The 18,595-nt window shown below is 39.7% G+C and carries 7 protein-coding genes and 1 pseudogene; 6 read left to right on the top strand and 2 right to left on the bottom strand.

The window, feature by feature from the left end; all coding sequences use genetic code 11:
* Nucleotides 1–5 precede the first annotated feature (5 nt).
* The 6 genes from MLE17_RS03480 to MLE17_RS03455 all read left to right on the top strand — a co-directional run bounded on the left by MLE17_RS03480 (nt 6) and on the right by MLE17_RS03455 (nt 14,946).
* Nucleotides 6–2,027 (top strand): RagB/SusD family nutrient uptake outer membrane protein, encoded by a 2,022-nt coding sequence (locus MLE17_RS03480; protein ID WP_243347106.1) that lies wholly within the window; start codon nt 6–8, stop codon nt 2,025–2,027.
* Nucleotides 2,028–2,465: 438 nt separating this feature from the next.
* On the top strand, nt 2,466–5,489 hold the full coding sequence (locus MLE17_RS03475) for a LamG domain-containing protein (RefSeq protein WP_243347105.1): 3,024 nt from the start codon (nt 2,466–2,468) through the stop codon (nt 5,487–5,489).
* A 265-nt stretch (nt 5,490–5,754) separates the two neighbouring features.
* Nucleotides 5,755–8,916, top strand: coding sequence for a beta strand repeat-containing protein (locus MLE17_RS03470; RefSeq protein WP_243347104.1), 3,162 nt, complete (start codon nt 5,755–5,757; stop codon nt 8,914–8,916).
* A gap of 748 nt (nt 8,917–9,664) precedes the next feature.
* Complete coding sequence (locus tag MLE17_RS03465; protein ID WP_243347103.1) at nt 9,665–12,658, top strand: LamG-like jellyroll fold domain-containing protein; 2,994 nt, start codon at nt 9,665–9,667, stop codon at nt 12,656–12,658.
* Nucleotides 12,659–12,719: 61 nt separating this feature from the next.
* Nucleotides 12,720–13,472 (top strand): helix-turn-helix transcriptional regulator, encoded by a 753-nt coding sequence (locus MLE17_RS03460; protein WP_243347098.1) that lies wholly within the window; start codon nt 12,720–12,722, stop codon nt 13,470–13,472.
* Between the two features lie 31 nt (nt 13,473–13,503).
* Nucleotides 13,504–14,946 (top strand): glycosyl hydrolase family 28 protein, encoded by a 1,443-nt coding sequence (locus MLE17_RS03455; protein WP_243347097.1) that lies wholly within the window; start codon nt 13,504–13,506, stop codon nt 14,944–14,946.
* A gap of 341 nt (nt 14,947–15,287) precedes the next feature.
* On the opposite strand, the gene MLE17_RS03450 is transcribed toward MLE17_RS03455, so the two are convergent.
* Both MLE17_RS03450 and MLE17_RS03445 read right to left on the bottom strand, forming a co-directional pair.
* Nucleotides 15,288–18,071, bottom strand: coding sequence for a two-component regulator propeller domain-containing protein (locus MLE17_RS03450; RefSeq protein WP_243347096.1), 2,784 nt, complete (start codon nt 18,069–18,071; stop codon nt 15,288–15,290).
* 375 nt (nt 18,072–18,446) lie between these two features.
* Nucleotides 18,447–18,595: pseudogene (locus MLE17_RS03445) on the bottom strand (IS4 family transposase); the annotation flags it as partial.

The raw sequence follows: 18,595 nt of genomic DNA, 5'->3' as shown, positions 1-18,595 counted from the left end.
AAAATATGAAACGTATAATAATATATTCTTTATTGGCATTTTCTCTGATCATGTCAAGCTGTAGCGATCTGCTTAATAAAGAACCGCTATCAGTAGGTACTGAGGCCGCTTTTTTTAAAAATCCAACACAGTTTTCGCAAGCAGCAAATGCATTATATCAAATGGAGGGTTGGAAAGATTACAACGGAGCTGCGGCCTATTACAAAATGGATCAGGGTATGGATATTTCTGGATTTGGCTCTAATGGCGGAGCCTCTGCCGGTCAAACTGATTTTCGTTGGGATAAACCGTACAGCTTTATTCGTAACTGTAATATTTTATTGGAAAAGGCTACTGAATATGCAGGGGATACAGCAACTATCAGAACTTCTATCGGGACGGCCTACTTTTTTCGTGCCTGGCAACATTTTTACCTGTTACAATATTTTGGAGGCGTGCCTATTGCCGATCATTCGTTTGACTTGAATGATCCGACATTATATGGACCCAGAAATAGCAGATATGAAGTGGTTAATTTTATTGCCAACGATCTGAGAACAGCAATACGACTACTTCCTAAGGAGAAAAATATAGCCACAGCGGATAAGGGAAAGGTAAGCCAGGAAGCTGCTAAATCGTTTCTTGCCCGTGTATTACTCTACGAGGCAACGTGGGAAAAATATGTGCCAACCATTAGCTATGATTTAGATGGAGATGGCACTTCCAAAGGTGCAGGTAATGTTAAACCTACCGATTATCCGTCTATTACCGGTTTATTGACCGAGTCCAAACAAATGGCTAAAGAGGTGATTCAGGAAGCGGAAACCGGTACCTTCCAGTTATGGAACCAATGCGATTCTTTGAGCTATTACTATTTGTTCAACATTGACGATCAGGGTGGTAACATCTCCAATTTTAAAAATGCAGGGAAAGCCACTAATAAAGAGTTTATTTTCAGTTCGAAATATGATTTTGTTTCCAGACAAGGGGGAATTAACCTGGGACATACAATCCCAATCTGGGGAGGTGCAAATATCAGTACCTATCTGGGTGAAGCGTTTCTGTGTCGCAATGGGTTACCTATTCGTATAAGCTATACGGGTGATATGGCTGATGCGCAAAACAATCCGCAATTCCTGGGATTCTCTCATTTTAATAATGAGTACCGTAACCGCGATTATCGCTTTATCGGTTGTGCTTATTTGCCGGATAGAACATCGTGGATGAGTGACCCTGCTTACGGTATAGCCTGCACTGTTACAGGTCAACCATATCCTACCCCCAAATATCCGAAGGTCCCGTATGATAAAAATGATCCGGCTTTTAGTTATAAAGCGACGGTTTATGTACCAACCTTGTATGGTGGAACGAATAATGGCTACGGCTGCCGCAAGTTTATGCCTGAAGGGGCACTTAGATCAACATCCACTACTGAATCCCCAGACTACCCACTTATCCGTCTGGCCGAAGTGCATTTGATTTATGCGGAGGCCGTAGTAGAGTTGGGTAATGGTTCGATTTCCGATGAGGATCTGAATTTTTCTGTTAATAAAAACCGGACACGTGCCGGGGTCGCACCGTTGACAAATGCATTGATTGCCAATGTGTGGGATGCCGGATGGTGGGATCAGTCACAAAACAAAACGGTTTGTAAAAAAATGAATATGCTTGATGAAATTCGTCGTGAACGTGCTTGCGAGTTGTTTGGCGAGGGATTTCGTGAAAACGACCTTAAACGTTGGGGAATTGCTCACATTAACTTAAGAGGTCAAAAACTGGGACGCCACGTTTATGGTACAGAATATATGACAGCTATTGCCAATGATGCGGCTTATCACGGGCAACCTGCTTATCAGCCCTCTAAATACCCTTTGACATATGGTGTATATGATGAAACCAAAGGGGTAAGTACTACCGACCCTGATTATGGACGTTCCATTGCCACAATCCCCGGGAATTTGCTTTATTCACAACGTGATTATCTTGCTCCCATACCGTTGGAGCAGATAAGACTCAATGGTGCACTAAAGCAAAATCCGGGTTGGTAATACCTTTTGTGGAAATTGAGATATTAGTTTTTTAGATAAAAACGAAAGTTTGGTTATTGAGAAGCCTCCTTGTTTTTCAAGGAGGCTTCGTTTCTCTGACGGGGATTCGGTATAAGTTTCCTTCTTAATATAGCTTATTAGTTCTTTTTTCTCCTTCGTTTTTGCATAAAAAATATCCAGAAAATGGAGGTCTGTTTTTACTCTAAGACAGATTCTGTCTTAGAGCTGTTGTGAATCTATTTGGATTTTATTAGGGGCTTATAATGAGATGGGTAAAGTGAGTTGTAAATTATAAAATGCAATCCGATTTACCCTTTTTTATTCGGGATTTGGTAGCTGCTATGTTTAATATTGCATCGTAAATATGCGATGAAATCATCCATGTCAGGCTATTCTTTTCATGGATGTTTCGGGGACTTAATTAACTAAATTCTAATTATGAAAAAAAAGAACTACTCATTTAAGAGTATGTGGAAATGGCGATTATCACTCCTTTCTGCATTGGCTTTTTTATCCGCTTCGATCTGTTTAGCGGATGATGTTACGACCGGGTTGGTGGCCCGGTATAGTTTTGATGCCGTTAGTGGTACAACCGTAACGGATGACACTGGTAATGGTATTGCAGGTACATTAGTTGGTGCTCCTGCAGTTGTAACAGGTAAAAGTGGAAGTGCTGTAAATTTTCCTACGAAGACCGATTACATGACTCTGCCGGCGGGTGTTGTCAGTACTTTGACCGATTTTACGATTTCTACATGGGTAAATTTCAATACGTTGAGTACCTGGTCGCGTATCTTCGACTTTGGAACAGGAACTTCGTATTATATGTTTCTTACGCCATCTAATGGTTCTATTGCACGTTTTGCCATCAAAAACGGCGGGACGGAACAGCTCATTAACGGAACGGCGAAATTGCCTACCGGTAAATGGGTGCATGTAGCCGTTACCTGTAAATATGATCCGACCACACTGATTGGTACCGGTAAATTATATGTAAATGGTTCATTAGTCGGAACAAACTCAAATCTGACAATCAATCCATCGATGTTGCCATCTACAACGTTGAATTATCTGGCAAAATCACAATATAATGACCCGGCTTTAAACGGTGCAATTGATGAATTCCGGATCTATAACAGAGCTCTTACTTCAGACGAGGTTATGATTCTAAACGGATATTCTTCAGCATTGATTTCGTCGTATAATAATCTTACTTTGGGTGACGTAACAGGAGTTACGTCAAACCTGACTTTGCCGACGGCTTCAGATAACAGTGTGCAGGTAGCCTGGTCATCCTCAAATACTGCTGTAGTCGCTAATGACGGAACGATAACCCGTCCGGATCAATTCGATGCAACAGTGGTAATGACCGCAACTCTTACCCAGACAATTGATGGTGTTACCTATACGTTGACCAAAACCTTCAATGTAACGGTTAAAGCCAAATCTGCTGCTGAAGATATTGTAGCAAACTGGGATTTTGACAATGCGTTAATCTCAACAAATGCAAGTGGAAATACCGTTGTAAAAAGTAATTCTACTTATGCATTTGAAGGTACTGTAATGAACAACGCCAGCATCAGACGAATCGGTACTACCAACCAGTATAACGTACTGTATACAGGAAACGGTACCGGCTATTTCGATATGGGAACAGAGATTGGTAAAGCAATTTACTCTCTGAAAAATTTCTCAGTTTGTGGTTTTTATCGGGTTGATGATGACTACAGTACAATTTCCGGAGCTGGAAATTTCTTCTGTAACTTCTCAAATTCGGCTGATGTAACCAAAGATTTGAACGGATATATTATTTGTCCTTTGAATAATCAATCCTATAGTATTACATCTTCTAATTATTCAGCCCAGCAAGGAGTGTCTGCCGCAAAAGCTGCCACGATTGGTGGATGGCACCATTTTGCATATACACAGAACGGAACCACTGGTACAATTTTTGTTGATGGTGTTCAACAAAGTACAGGTACCGTTACAGCATTGCCATCAATTACTCTTCCTGTTTCCGGTAGAACCGGAACATTGTATAACTGGTTAGGCCGTTCCTGTTATCCTTCGGACAGTTACCTGAAGAAAACAATGATTTATGGATTCCAGGTGTTGAATATGCCACTCTCGATCGGTGACCTGACCAATGGTTATGGTGATTTTGAACCGGTCACTACCACAATTTCTAATTTGAATGCTGCTTATGCTGAAAATCCAAATGCGCTGTTGCCTGAATTGACTACTGAGCAGATAAACCTTAACCTTGGTGACCTTTCTGCAGTAACAAGCAACCTGACTTTACCAACAAAAGGATCGTTGGATAATGCCATTGCTATTTCATGGAAATCCTCCAATGACAGTTTGATTACTTCAGCCGGAGTTGTTACTTGTCCTAACTATTTTAATTATACAGACTCGCTTACAGCGACTTTATCAAAGAACGGACAGGTCGTAACTAAAACTTTCTATGCCACTGTTCTTGCCAAATCGGGAACTACCTACAACAATGACCTTTTGGTCAAATTTGATTTCAGTAATGTGACAGATTCTGTGGTAACAGACGTTGCGGAAAAAGGATTAAAAGGAATCCTGAAGAAAAATGCTATGGTAAAAACCATTGGAACTTCCGCTCAGTTTAAGATCCTCAGCCTGGGAGATAGTATTGGCTATTTCGATATGGGTAAGGAGGTTGGAAAGCTGATGTATAATCTATCAGACTACACCATGAGCGCTTATTACCGCATTGAGGACAGCTATACCGGACTTACCAGCAATGGTAACTTCTTGTGGTCTTTCTCAAACGGGGCGAATGCTTTATCAGATAATAATGGTTATGTGATAGGTTCACTGAAAGACCTTAGCCAAAGTATTACTCCTTACAATTATAAGACACAGAACCAGACTGTAACTCATGCAGCAAAAGCATTAACCGGAGGATGGCATAACTTAACCTATGTACAAAGCGGAACTACCGGTAATCTCTATATTGACGGTATTATGTTACATTCAGGAACTATTACCAATTTTCCATCAACAGTCTTGCCAAAAGTATATTCCAACAGATTAGGTACATGGTACAATTGGATTGGTCGGTCATGTTATACCGGAGATGTTTACCTGCGCAAAACATTGGTTACCGATTTCAGGATTTATAAGAGAGCTTTGACAGACGCTGAAGTTCAGACTGATTTGCTCAATGTGTTTGGTACAATTCCGGCTCTCGATGTTGCCTACAGTGAAACCCCTATCAGTTCTGTAAAATCTGTAGTTACTAACAGATGCAGTGTATTCTCGGTCGATGGAGGTCTTCAGATTAAGGGTCTGACCGGTGTTGAGAAAGTTGCTGTTTATGATTTGACCGGACGTAAATTGCAGATTACGAATGCATCTTTCATTCCTGTAAAATCCGGAATCTACATCGTTAAGATAGACAACTTTGTAACTAAAGCTCTGGTAAAATAAAGCTTTAAACCTGAAAGAGGGTGTTTAAAAGGCCAAACCTAACAGGTTTTGAAAACCTGTTAGGTTTATTCCCTCCATTTTATATGCGTGTTCAATGAGAATACGTGACTAATACATCTCTCTTACGAAATAAATCTAATACCATTTTCCTCCCGATTTGTCTTTCAAAAATTCAAGCCAGAACTTAATACGAAATTCAAGTTCTGGGATTCTCCTTCAAGGAGATTAAGAGAATAGTCTAATTATCAACTAAACTTTATTTATTATGAAAAACAAGTTTTTACGCCTTAGTGCAAAGTACGGTTTTGCCGCTTTGGTTCTGTTGGGGGCAACAACCCTCAATGGTCAAACATTGAAACACTCCTACACATTTGAGGACGGAACAGTAACGGGTACAACAGTAACCGATGTCGCCGGAACAGCTCTTGGTAGTCCAGCTAACGGAACCATTAATGGTAGTAACTGGGAAGTGAAAAACGGCTATTTTTATAATCACAATAGTTTTCAGGCATCAGGTACAACCATGGGGGGCTATATCTCATTTGATGGTACAGCAATGGCATTGAATACTTATGCAGCTGTAACAATTGAAGCTTATATTACCACCAGTAACGACCAGAACAACCCTAACAAATGGTCTTGTTTAGCCTATTTTGGCGGTGCATCAGGGGCAAACAGTTTTATGTTGCAACCGGAGATTAGCGGTTCAAATACGAAAGCCGGATTGAATAACTCAAAATTTGCGGTTGGAACCGAAGCCGGAGCCAAACAAACCCACCATTATGTAGCGGTACTAACACCTTCAACTGCGACTGTCGATGGATCCATTGCCTTATATTATGATGGCGTATTGGCGCAATCTACAGTGTTGACCGCAAATTCATATAATACTGCTGTTTCAGCTTTGGCAACTACTTATGCCTATTTAGGAAAAGGAGCCTGGTCTGATGCGTTATTTACACAACCGATCCATGAGTTTAATATTTATGATGGCGCCATGGATGCGGCTACTGTAGCAAGCCGTTATGCAACCATGAATTCAAAACTGGCGACACTGACCGTGGATGCCGGAACATTGAAGCCTGCTTTCGATGCGAATATCTATAATTATGGCGTCGTTTTACCAGCCGGTACCACTTCGCTTACTGTAGGTGCTACTCCTGCCAGTTCCGTTTATACGACTGTCAGCGGAGCAACCACCTATGATGTTTCTGGTGCTGACTATGGTACCATTACCTTGAAAGCAAGCACTACGGGTACCCCCTATCTGGTAAACTGGCGTAAAGATGTGGCTACTCCTGTATTGACTCACTCCTATACTTTTGCCGATGGAACTGCCAAAGACGTGGTGGGTTCAGCCGATGGAACGATTATGGGGGCAGGCGCTATTGCAAACGGTGTTTATACAACTACCGCAGGAACTAACTTTGCAAGTGGAACCAGCCAATACATTTCATTACCGGCTGCCGGTCTGGGTATAACGCAATACCCTTCAGTAACACTGGAAGGTATCGTTAAGACTTCTGCGGCCAACTTCCTGTTTTACACTGGTAATCAAACGTTGCAAAATGGTACGGACTATTTGTATGTACATACCACCGATTTTTCTTCAAGCTGTAATATCAATCATCAACCCTGGAATGGAGCTTCTACTGCATCGGGAGCCAGCATGGCCAACGGTAAAGCCCACCATATTGTAGGAGTTATGACGATGGACTCTGTGATTGTATATCAGGATGGAGTTTATAAAACAAGAACAGCGTTGAGTAATGTAAATCAGTTATTTAATATAAGTGCAAATGTGGCCTATCTGGGTCGTTCCGGTTATCCCGGCGATGCCAATATGATTGGTTCGATTGGCGAATTCAATATTTATAAAGGCAGATTGTCGGCAACCACTATTGCCTCGCGTGCCGCCAGTTATGTAAAAGATGCCACTTTGTCAGGTATTACCCTCTCTGTGGGTTCACTTACTTTTGATCCGGCGACTACCACTTATAATGTGAATGTTCCTGCTGGAACCACCTCAGTAACTGTAGGTGCAACGGTTAATAAAGAGTTTGCAACTGTAACCGGTACCGGAACAATCACTCTTAGCCCGGGGGGGATTGCAAATCTTGTTGTTACTTCGGGTGATGGTAGCACCACTAAAACCTATACGGTGAATCTCATTCCACCGGTACCTGCGATTAGTGTTGCTCAAACTTCTTTGAGCTTCAATAGCGAAATTCCTGTTTCACAAATCCTGACCATATCGGGTGCAAATCTGACCGATCCTATTTCAATTACTGCTCCTGTGGGAATTACTGTGAATCCGACCACTTTGCCGGCTAACTCAACCAGTGCGAGTGTAAGTGTGACTTATGACGGAGTAACAGCCGTAAGCGGAAATATTGTAGTAGCCAGTACCGGAGCAACTTCTCAAAATATAAGTGTAAGCGGAATAAGTTTTGCTGGTTGTGATACTAAACTATATGATGACAGAACCAATCTGGTGACAGATCCCTATCTGAACAGCTTGACAGTATATTCGGCTTCATGGGGGGCGGGTGCAACCATTAATTCTGATGTTACAAGAGTATATTGTGGTTTGAATAGTGGTAAAGTGGCCGGTACCAGAGCAGGCTCTATTACTTATCCTTTGACCGGAGTTTGGGCTGCCAACAAGACATACAGAATCAGAGCGAGAGTTTTTGTTGATGCAGGTACATTTAATTTGAACGTTTCAGGTTGGTCGGGAACAGCTGCAGATATTGTGAATACAATTACTTCAGGAGCGGATTGGCAAACCGTAGATTTTACATTTACAACCGGAGCAAACATAACTTCTGCAAATCAGTTCTTCTATTTTAATAACTACAGCAGTAACGCTGCCGGAACAGGTTATATTGATAATGTAGAGATGTATGATATTACCAATATTGATGCAACGCTTTCCTCATTGACTTTAAGTGCAGGAGCCTTAAGTCCGGTATTTTCACCAGCAACAACAGCATATACTGCAAATCTACCAAGCGGAACAACTTCTGTAACTCCGACTGCTGTGGCGAATATTTCAGGTGCAACAGTCTCCGGAACAGAGGTTGTTGATGTGACTTCCGGTTCTGGTACTTCAACAATAGAAGTGAAAGCTTTAGATGGTTTAACAACTAAAACATATACCATTAACTATACAGTGGGAACTGCGACTGCTATTGATGAAGTAGCAGAGAATGAAGTCACTATCTTAGTGAACGAGAGTAGACAAATTGAGATTGTTTCAAAAGGTGATGGTGAATTGTCTGTTGTCAATACATTAGGCCAGAAAATTTATTCCTCAGAAATTACAAAAGACAAAACTGTAATTAATGTAATTCAAGCGGGTATATATATCGTTACTGTCAATAGTAATGGAGCCTTAGTTACTAAAAAAGTAACTGTCAAATAAGATTTTCAGGATTATAATTCTTGGGAAGCAAGAATATCTTTAAGGAAACCTGACGGGAAATTTTACCTGTCAGGTTTTATGAATCGTCCAGTATGATCGAGAACTATAGAGTGAAAGTTCTGCAGAAGTCTTAATAGAGAGAAGTGTAGGCTTAAAACAAAAGTATCCCGGTTGATGAGATTATAACTTTAGAGATAGGATGGAACCTAAAGGGTGATAAGGGATGTAAAACATCAATCTGCAACAGTAACAAGCGCACTGTTATTGCTGGAAACTAGACTACAGTAGTGATATAAGATACCTATTTATTTCAATTTACAAAAATGAAAAGTCTTTGGTTGATAAAGAATTGGAGTTGAGTTGTTCTGTCTGTAATATTGCATTACAATTAAAATCCTCTTTTTAAGAGAAAGTTCGGTTTTTATAAAATACTATTTTGCCCCTTTCTATGGTCTGGAAACTTTTCTATTAATCGTTTTTAGTCTCTGTATTATCTCTCTTTCCGGATGGGGGCGCAGATATGCAACCCCATCCGATTAAAGTGTTTCGCTTTTTGAAATATGGTAAATACAGAGCAGGACGCTTATCCAGTCCTTTTTTTGCATATACAGCTAGTCGTTTGTTGTATGAATAAGTTGCAAATTATAAAATCGAAATTCTTTGAGTTGTATTAGTTTGTATTAGAGGTGTCTGAGATTGTAATATTGCATTCAGAAAACTTCTAATCCCATTTATCTTAAAGTCAACAATGAAAACATCAGTACAATTAAGAAAAGCAATCATGCTCATGACTCTTTGGTGTAGTATAGGTATGATTATTCAATTAAATGCCCAGGATTTTGTGCATCCGGGTATTTTGCACAAAGAGTCTGATTTGGCACGGGCAAGACAAAAAATTGCAGAACAAGCCGAACCCTGGTATACCGCCTGGAAGAATCTCCTTGCAGCGCCTGAAGCTCAGTTGTCCTGGACTTCTCACGCAACGGATATTGTGTATAGAGGGTCCGGAACACCGAATAATATCCAATTAATGTATCGGGATGTGGCTGCAGTCTATGAGCATGCCATGATTTATAAAATAAACGGAGATCTGGCACACGCCGCTAAAGCCGCTGAAATCTTAAATGCCTGGGCAAATATTAACACTTCCGTATCGGGTAACTCGGATCGTTTTCTGGCATTGGGCTTAAATGGCTATCAGTTCGCTATGGCAGCAGAATTAATGCGCGGGTATTCCGGTTTTAATGTAGAGAAATTCAAAAAATATCTGATGACGGTATTTTATCCAAATAACTCTATATTTCTAATTAATCACAATGATGCTTGTGCAACTAATTATCGCGTCAATTGGGATATCTGCAATATGAATTCTATCATGGCCATTGGTATATTTTGTGACAACAAAGATCTTTTTAATGAAGCGTTAAGCTATGCTAAAAACGGAGATGGTACCGGAAATATAACAAGGTCAGTCAATTTCCTCTATCCCAATCTGCCAACGGTTGGAGCCAATATCTGGGGTCAATGGGAAGAGAGTGGCCGTGACCAGGGACACGCTGTGGGGGGACTACAACTCTATGGCTTATTTTGTGAGATGTCATGGAATCAGGGCATTGATATGTATGGATATGACAATTGCCGTTATCGTAAAGGAGCTGAATATGTTGCCCGTTACAATATCATGATGACCGACAGTACAGGTGCATGGGTGGGTAAATACAATGATTTACCATATACAACCTATTCCAGACAGATGGGGTCGAATTGTTCCTGGTACACAGAATCCGCTTTGGGAGCTGCTACCCGTGGAAAATATGGTCGTTGTTGGGAGACAATTTACAATCATTATGCCCACCGTTTAAATCAGGGTGATAAAATAAAAAGCATTACAGAGATTCTCCAGCAACAACCGTCCACTGCAATTTCAAGTACAGCGGTTCATGCGGATACTTATGATACACCGGGTATTATGGCTCTGACATCAGCGGCTGATTCAGGAACTTACATCCTACCCTGGGAATTCCTGGATATAAGTGCCAGATCAATTGCAAAACTTCCGGTCTATGGAAAGACTACCATGCAAAATAGTGTTCTTACTGTTTACGGTACCGGTGCCGGAATAAAAGGTGCTTCAGATTATTGTCAGTTTGCCTATCAGAAGATTGTCGATGACGGCTCCATCATTGCAAGGATAAACTCTATAGATGAAGTAAATTCGTTGTGTCAGGCCGGACTTATGATTCGGGAAAACCTGGAGCAAAATTCGGTGAACGCTCTATTAAGTCTTACTGCTAGTCAGGGGGCCGTTTTTACCGTTCGTGACAGTACCGGAAAAACAACAAAAACAGTTGCATCAAATACAGCGTTTAATACATTTCCATACTGGCTTCAATTATCGCGTTCAGGAAATACATTTACCGCATCAGTATCGCCTGATAGTTTGAGCTGGACTACCATTGGTAGTGCCATTTTAAAATTCAATCGTCTTACTTTAGCAGGACTTGCTGTGTCCAGTAATAATACCAATGCTTTGTGCAAAGCAGTATTTGATAAAGCAAAATTTATTCAGGGGAATATCCGTCCTATTGTTAAGATGGTCTCTCCGGCGATAGGCCATACTGCTTATGTTGCTCCGGCTAATATTTATATCAATGGTTCTGCGTATGATTTGGATGGAGCATTGGATAAAGTAGAGGTGTATGTTAATGATAGTTTATATTTTACCTCTAAGGTTTCACCATTTACCTATAATCTACTATCGGTAAATAAAACGGGGACGTATAAATTATTGGCAAAGGCGTACGACAAAGCCGGAGCAGTGCAAGTGTCCGATACAGTAACTTATGTTATAAATGCAACTACGACCAAATTGCCCTACTATAAATTCGATGAAAAGACGACCGGATATTTTGCGATTGATTCAAATGGAAATAATCTCACAGGAATTCTATATAACGGACCTATTCCAGCGACAGGTGAATTTAATAATGCCATAAGCATGGATGGTGTGGATGATTATGTGAAATTACCCAACGGATTTATAGAGAAACTAAGTGACTTTACTATTGCTACCTGGGTGAAGTACAATGCCCAGACATCGTGGTCCCGGATTTTGGATTTAGGTAGTGGAACAACTTCATATATGTTTCTTTCTCCATATAATGGCTCTGGCTTGATGAGTTTCTCAATGTTAAGTTCAGATGGAAGAACTCAGACCGTTAATGCAAGTTCAGCTTTGCCTATTGGAGCTTGGCATCATGTCGCCGTAACTCTGGGTGCAAATAAACTGACGATTTACCTGGATGGCGCTGCTGTCGGAACTTCTTATCCCTTCTATCTGAGACCTTATGACTTAGCGGCGACTACAGCCAATTATCTGGGTAAATCTCAGTTTAGCAGCGATCCCTATTTCAACGGCTTGCTGGATGATATGCGATTCTATAATTATGGGATGACCTTGACTGAGATTAAGAATCTATATTTAAAAACCTCAATTGTGAAAGAGATTGCAATGAAACAGGTCTCAATTTATCCGAATCCGGCAAAAGAGAAGATCGTTGTTGGTGGGATAGAAGAGGGCCGGATTTACATATACAACTCTGTTGGAAGCTTAGTTTGGGAACAAGAGATTAACTCCTCAAACCAGGCTGTAAATATCAATAATCTTGCTACAGGTACATATATAGTGGCCATATCTGATATTACCGGAAATATAACACGAAAAGTTTTGATGGTTAAATAAGTGCTTTGTTAATAGTCAAAAGGCGACTTCCCGGTCGCCATTTTCTTTCACTTTTATTTTTATGCAATTATTACAGAGCAGAAACACCTCTATTTTTATCGAAAGAGTGTTGTTTTCAAATGATTTGTTTCTCAGGAAAGCATTGGAAATTGTCAATAATCATCTTACAGATCGTACATTCGATTTAGACCGGTTTGCGGGGGCTTTACAAGTATCAAAGTCAACTTTGTACAGACGCTTAATATCAATGGTGGGTATATCGCCCTGCGAATTTGTAACTCAAATGAGATTAGAAAAGGCTTTACAACTTTTAGGAGACAAGTCTTTCAACATTTCTCAAATTGCTTACCATTTAGGATTCGGGTGTCCTCACTATTTTAGTCAATGTTTTAAAACCAGGTACGGATTACTGCCCAGTCAATACCGATCTAAACTCTCGAAATTGTCAGAAGAGAGTTTGTTAGTAATTCATCAGGATTTCCTTCAGAAAACAACTATGCTGATAGAAGAAAATATTCTGGATTCAGAATATGACTATAGCAGTTTGGCGCAAGATCTTAATCTCTCTCTTTCCACTCTCTATCGGCGGATTAAGCAAATAACAGGGAAGTCTCCAGGTATATTTATGAGGTCGGTAAAACTTATCTATTCAAGGAATTTACTGGAAAATGGAGTCGAAGATATTCTAGAGGTTGCATTTATATGTGGTTTTAATGATGTGAAGTATTTTTCAAAATGCTTCAAGTATGAGTTTGGTGTTTCGCCAAAAGAATTTCTGAAGATGAATAGGAGTTTAACGCGAGTGGCAATTTAAATAGATCCTCTTTTATAAAAACCGAGTATTAATGAATCGTTTATTATTAATCTATCTTTTTACGATTGGAGTGATTTCCAATGTTTGTAGTCAAAAAATCAGAACCTATCTGGTCCCGGAACAAATGGTTCCGAATAGTGATTATTCGGTCAAAGTTTGCACGGCAGGTGGGCGGTGGATCGATTTGTTTGAGTATTCGGTCGATGTGGATATGCATTATATGAGAAAGGCCTCTATGGTTGCTTTTGATTTTGAAGGAGAAAAAGTTGAGGTGCTGGTAATCTGTAATCGGGAGCCTGTAAAGACGGTTCGTATCAGACCTGCAAACGAGAATATCCCATGTACTTATAGCAATGACTCTGTCCGTTTTGAAATCACACGTCCGGGTAACCTGTCTGTTGAAGTGAATGGTGATATATTTCATAACCTGCATATTTTTGCCAACAGTTTGGAGTCTGATATTCCATCCATCAAAGATAAAAACCTGATATATATTGGTCCAGGTTATCATACCTATCCAAAAGGAGAGTTGAGGATTTCATCCGGTAAAACGGTTTACATTGCAGGAGGGGCAGTTGTCAATGCGAAGTTAGTGTGTGATAGTGTGCAGAATGTCCGTATTTGTGGGAGAGGTATTTTATATCACGGCGAAAGAGGCGTTGAGATTACGAAGTCTAAGAATGTCACTCTGGAGGGACTTATTTTCATTAACCCATCCCATTATACCGTTTATGGAGGTCAGTCAAGTGGTTTGGTAATCCGTGATATTCGTTCATTTAGCTCAAAGGGGTGGGCGGATGGCATAGACCTGATGAGCTGTTTCAATGTCAAGGTTGACGGCGTTTTTCTCCGTACTTCCGATGATTGTATTGCATTGTATTGCCACCGGTGGGGATATTATGGTGATTGTCGAAATGTATCAGTCACAAATTCTGTTTTATGGGCCGATGTAGCACATCCCATCATGATGGGCACACACGGTAATCCTGAGCCAGGAAAAGCAGAAATGTTGGAGGATATAACTTTCTCAAATATAGATATACTCAACCATGATGAACCTCAAATAAACTATCAGGGTTGCATCGCAATTAATGTCTCCGATCAGAATCTGGCTAGAAATATCCGGTTTGAAAATATTCGGGTAGATGATTTCGAACAGGGGCAACTGGTGAATCTTCGCGTGACTTTCAATAAAAAGTATGCTTTAGCTCCCGGTAGGGGGATTGAAAATATCTATTTTAAAAATATTCAGTATAACGGTTCGAATTCAAATCTTTCAATCATAGAAGGTTTCGATAGCCTGCGAGCGGTGCGGAATGTCACTTTCGAAAATCTGGTCATCAATGGGAAAGAGATTTCTCCTAACTTGAAGAAGCCCGCGTATATGGAATATACTGATTTTGCCCGGATTTATAAAGGGAATTATGTAGATGGCCTGAGGTTTATTTCTAATGATGATATATCGAAAAGATAAAGGTTTAGTCGAATTTGTAAAGGGGAAACTTTTCTTATACATGTAAGGAATGTCCCTCTTTTGATTTAGGATGATAGGTGACAATTCCTGAGAAATACCTTTTCTGTTTTCATTTCAATAAAGAGTATCGTTCTCTCTTGTAGCCCGAAAGTAATTAATGACTAATTCAGGGGACATTCGATTGTCATAGGAGTATTTCCCCAAGTATAGATGAGGTATAGTCGAGGTTAACCCCAGGATAATCCCTATCTGTATGAGTAGGGGATATCCTGGGTTGTTCTGCTACTAATCCAAGGTTGTTATTCACGAAGAAAAACAATGTAATACCATTGAGCGCTGAACTACTTACGGATATCTGTCGGATTAGAGTCATCGTTATCGCTCTTGAAATATTGAGAAGGAGTGGTTCCGGTTGCTTTCTTAAAGGCCCTGATAAATGAAGAGTTGACATTGAATCCACATTGTTTGGCAATGGCAGACATTGTATAAAGCTTATTATCTCCACTTATAATTCTTCTTTTCACCTCTTCGATCCGGAAATAATTGACAAAGTCTGCGAAATTCTGATTTAGCTGGCTGTTGATAACCTCCGAAATTTCATGGACCGAAAATCCTATCGCCTTAGCAACATCTGCTTGTCTTAGAGCCGGGTTGAGGTATGGCTTTTCTTCCAGCATATACGAAAGAAGTTTTTCTTTGATGATTTCTCCTTTTTCATCGGATACCCGCTGGATACCACTTCCCTGTGGCTGTTTCTTCTTGCTTTCCTCCAGTTGCTCCAGGAACTTATCCTTCATGCGGAAGATGTAGTTGCGGGTAAAATAGAGGATAGAGCCTCCTACAAGAGCTATAATAATAAAGATAAACCACGTTGTTTCGTAGAAATAGGGAACAATAGCAAATGATATGATTAAAGGCTGTCTGGCCCGGTTTCCATCTCTGTCACTGGTCTTGATTGTGAGTATATAGTTGCCTGTTGCCAAATCATTGAAGGAGGCAATATTATTTCTTGATGTTTCACTTCGATGATAACCGTTGCCATTCAGCTCGTATGAATAGCTGTTTTTCTGTGGGTGCTCGTAATTTAAAGCCGATACCAAAAACTCGAGATTGTTATTGTGCCGACCTGTAATTAGAATCTGATAGTTGTTGATAGATTTCTTACTAACAAAGGAAAGCGTATCTATAGAGTAGGAGGTGCCATTTATTCTAAGTGTTGTAAAAAGAAGGTTGTATTGTTTCCTGTTATTGTTTTTGGTTGGATTATACGAAACTAATCCTTTTTCATTACTCCACCATATATTCCCGTTTTTGTCTGAAGAAGCAACACCGGGGCAGAAACCGGTACCGGCTAGTCCGTCTTCCAGATCGTAGGTGCTGACCTGATGTTTAGTATCAATACTGAATAACCCCTTAAGTGTACTGATCCAGGTATTTCCGTTTTTGTCATTTATCACAGAGGCCGGTGAGTTTTCGGGCAGACCTATCTCTGTCGTAATCCAGGCTTTTTTATTCAGGTGTTTATCTAATTTAAGCACGCCACCTTTATTAAAGCAAAACCAGTTATTGCCTATGTTGTCACAATGTATATAGGTGCATTGGAAACGAAATCCGGCAAGTGCTTTCGGTAGATGAAATTTGTGATCTGATGAAGAATAGTAACAGACTCCGTTTTTGGTTCCGATCCAGATTCTGCCGGACTTATCTGTATCCAATGAGAAGATTTCATTGTTGGCCATCAAAGTGGTCAGATTGTATTGAATAAATTTTTGTTTGGTAAGATCATATTTGAAAACACCGTCAAGGGTTGCAATCCATAAGTTTTGATGATTGTCTTTGCAAAAACGGTAGACTGTCCCTTGTGTAAAAGAGGGTTTGTCTGAGAAGTTTGTAAATGTTCCTGTTTTTTTATTTAAGACACTCATTCCACCTCCGAAGGTACCAATTAATAACATATCAGGGTTACCCGGGTACGGGTATATTGTAGTCAAGATCTTGGAACGTAGATTTTTTCCTGTGTATTTAGCAATAACCTGATTTTGATAATCTAAACGGATTATCCCGGTGTTTGTTCCAATATACTTATCATCATTTGGAGAGATATACACCGAACGGATATGGGCTTCTTTGTTGCCGGTTATTTCAATATTTCTGAACAAAAAGTTGTTTTGTAAGTTTAGCTTATCTAATCCTCCGGTAAAAGTTCCTATCCACAATATCCCTGCATTATCAAATAAAAGAGATTTAATGGCATTTGACGAGAGGGATCCGGACGGTGTTCCTGAATTGTCTATTTTTCTTGATTGTCCGTTTTTTAGATTGTAAATAATCAGGCCGTCATAGTCGGTTCCGATAAAAAGGTTGTTCTTTTTATCATTAGCCAATGCTGTTATTGTGAAATTGTCAAATCCTTTTATCTCATCTAATGTCTGGGATAAAAGGTTGAAATGCATCATGCCTTTGTCGGAGCCTAAAAATAAATCAGTTTTGCCGGTGTAGCATAATGAAAGAATCTTACGGCCAGATAAAGATTCGTTGATTGAAATTGGCTTAATTAGCTTATGTGAATCTATTAGAGTAATGTCATCGTGAGAAATGATCCAAAGATTATGCTTATCATCTTCTGTCATACCAATCAATTGGGGATTCTTTAATTGTGTCGCAAAAAGAGAAGCCTGGTTATCTTTGCCTAGTAGAAAAAGGCCTTTGTCTGTAATAAAAAAGATTTTGCCTGCTGAGTCTTTAAATACCTGCCTGACATCAAGAGCCTGACGGCCAAAGTCTATCGGGCTGATTTTATTCCCTGTTACAGTATAAATGTAAGCGCCCCAGGTTGTTCCAATATAATAAGTTCCGTCTTTTACTTCAAGAATAGATTGTACGATACCTTTCAATGGCATCTTAAGCCTTTTTCCATAGCTGACAAATTGAAGCCCGTCATAGCTGTCCAGTCCGTTATCAGTACCAATCCACAATAGCCCTTTTGTATCTTTGTATATAGTACGGATATAATTGCTACTCAATCCGTTTTGAAGATCTGATTTTTGAATGAAATTATTACTGAAAACAGAGTTGTAATGAGTAAATAAAATAACGATGAGAAAAAAGAGGTCTAGTTTTTTCATGTATCAATAATGATTTTGGCTTTAGCTGCACATGCAACCGATAGCTATCGCATATAGGGGCATACTCATAAGGTAACCCCTCTGTGTTTTTATTTTATGATATTAGCAATGCTGTAAATGCGATATTGCAAATTTACCATATATATCAATTACTTGTTGTTGTATTGTTTTGTAGTATATACACTTCGTGTAAAAACAATTCTCATTTTATAATTTGAAACTATCTGCTGAACGATATACGGATTTATGAGTAGCCCTAAATAGGTAAAACTTTAGTTTGCATACTTTAACTTCTGGTGAGTAGGTATTCCCGACCAGATGATCGTTTTATCTTATATAATACTTCACTAGTGTCCCATTAAAATTGGGACGTAATTAAAACTCAAATAAACTTGGCTCATTAAGCCTAAAACGATCTTTGTCATTTTGAAATTTAGTTCTGTTGAATAGTTCTCTAAGATTAGTTTTATCAGTCAATGAAATACTCAAGATCTGCAAAACCTCATATGTAGTTCTGTCAAGTT

The sequence above is a fragment of the Parabacteroides sp. FAFU027 genome (genome assembly GCF_022808675.1).
Taxonomy (GTDB): Bacteria; Bacteroidota; Bacteroidia; order Bacteroidales; family UBA7332; genus CAXXIC01.
This window is presented reverse-complemented; position numbering and strand designations above follow the sequence as displayed.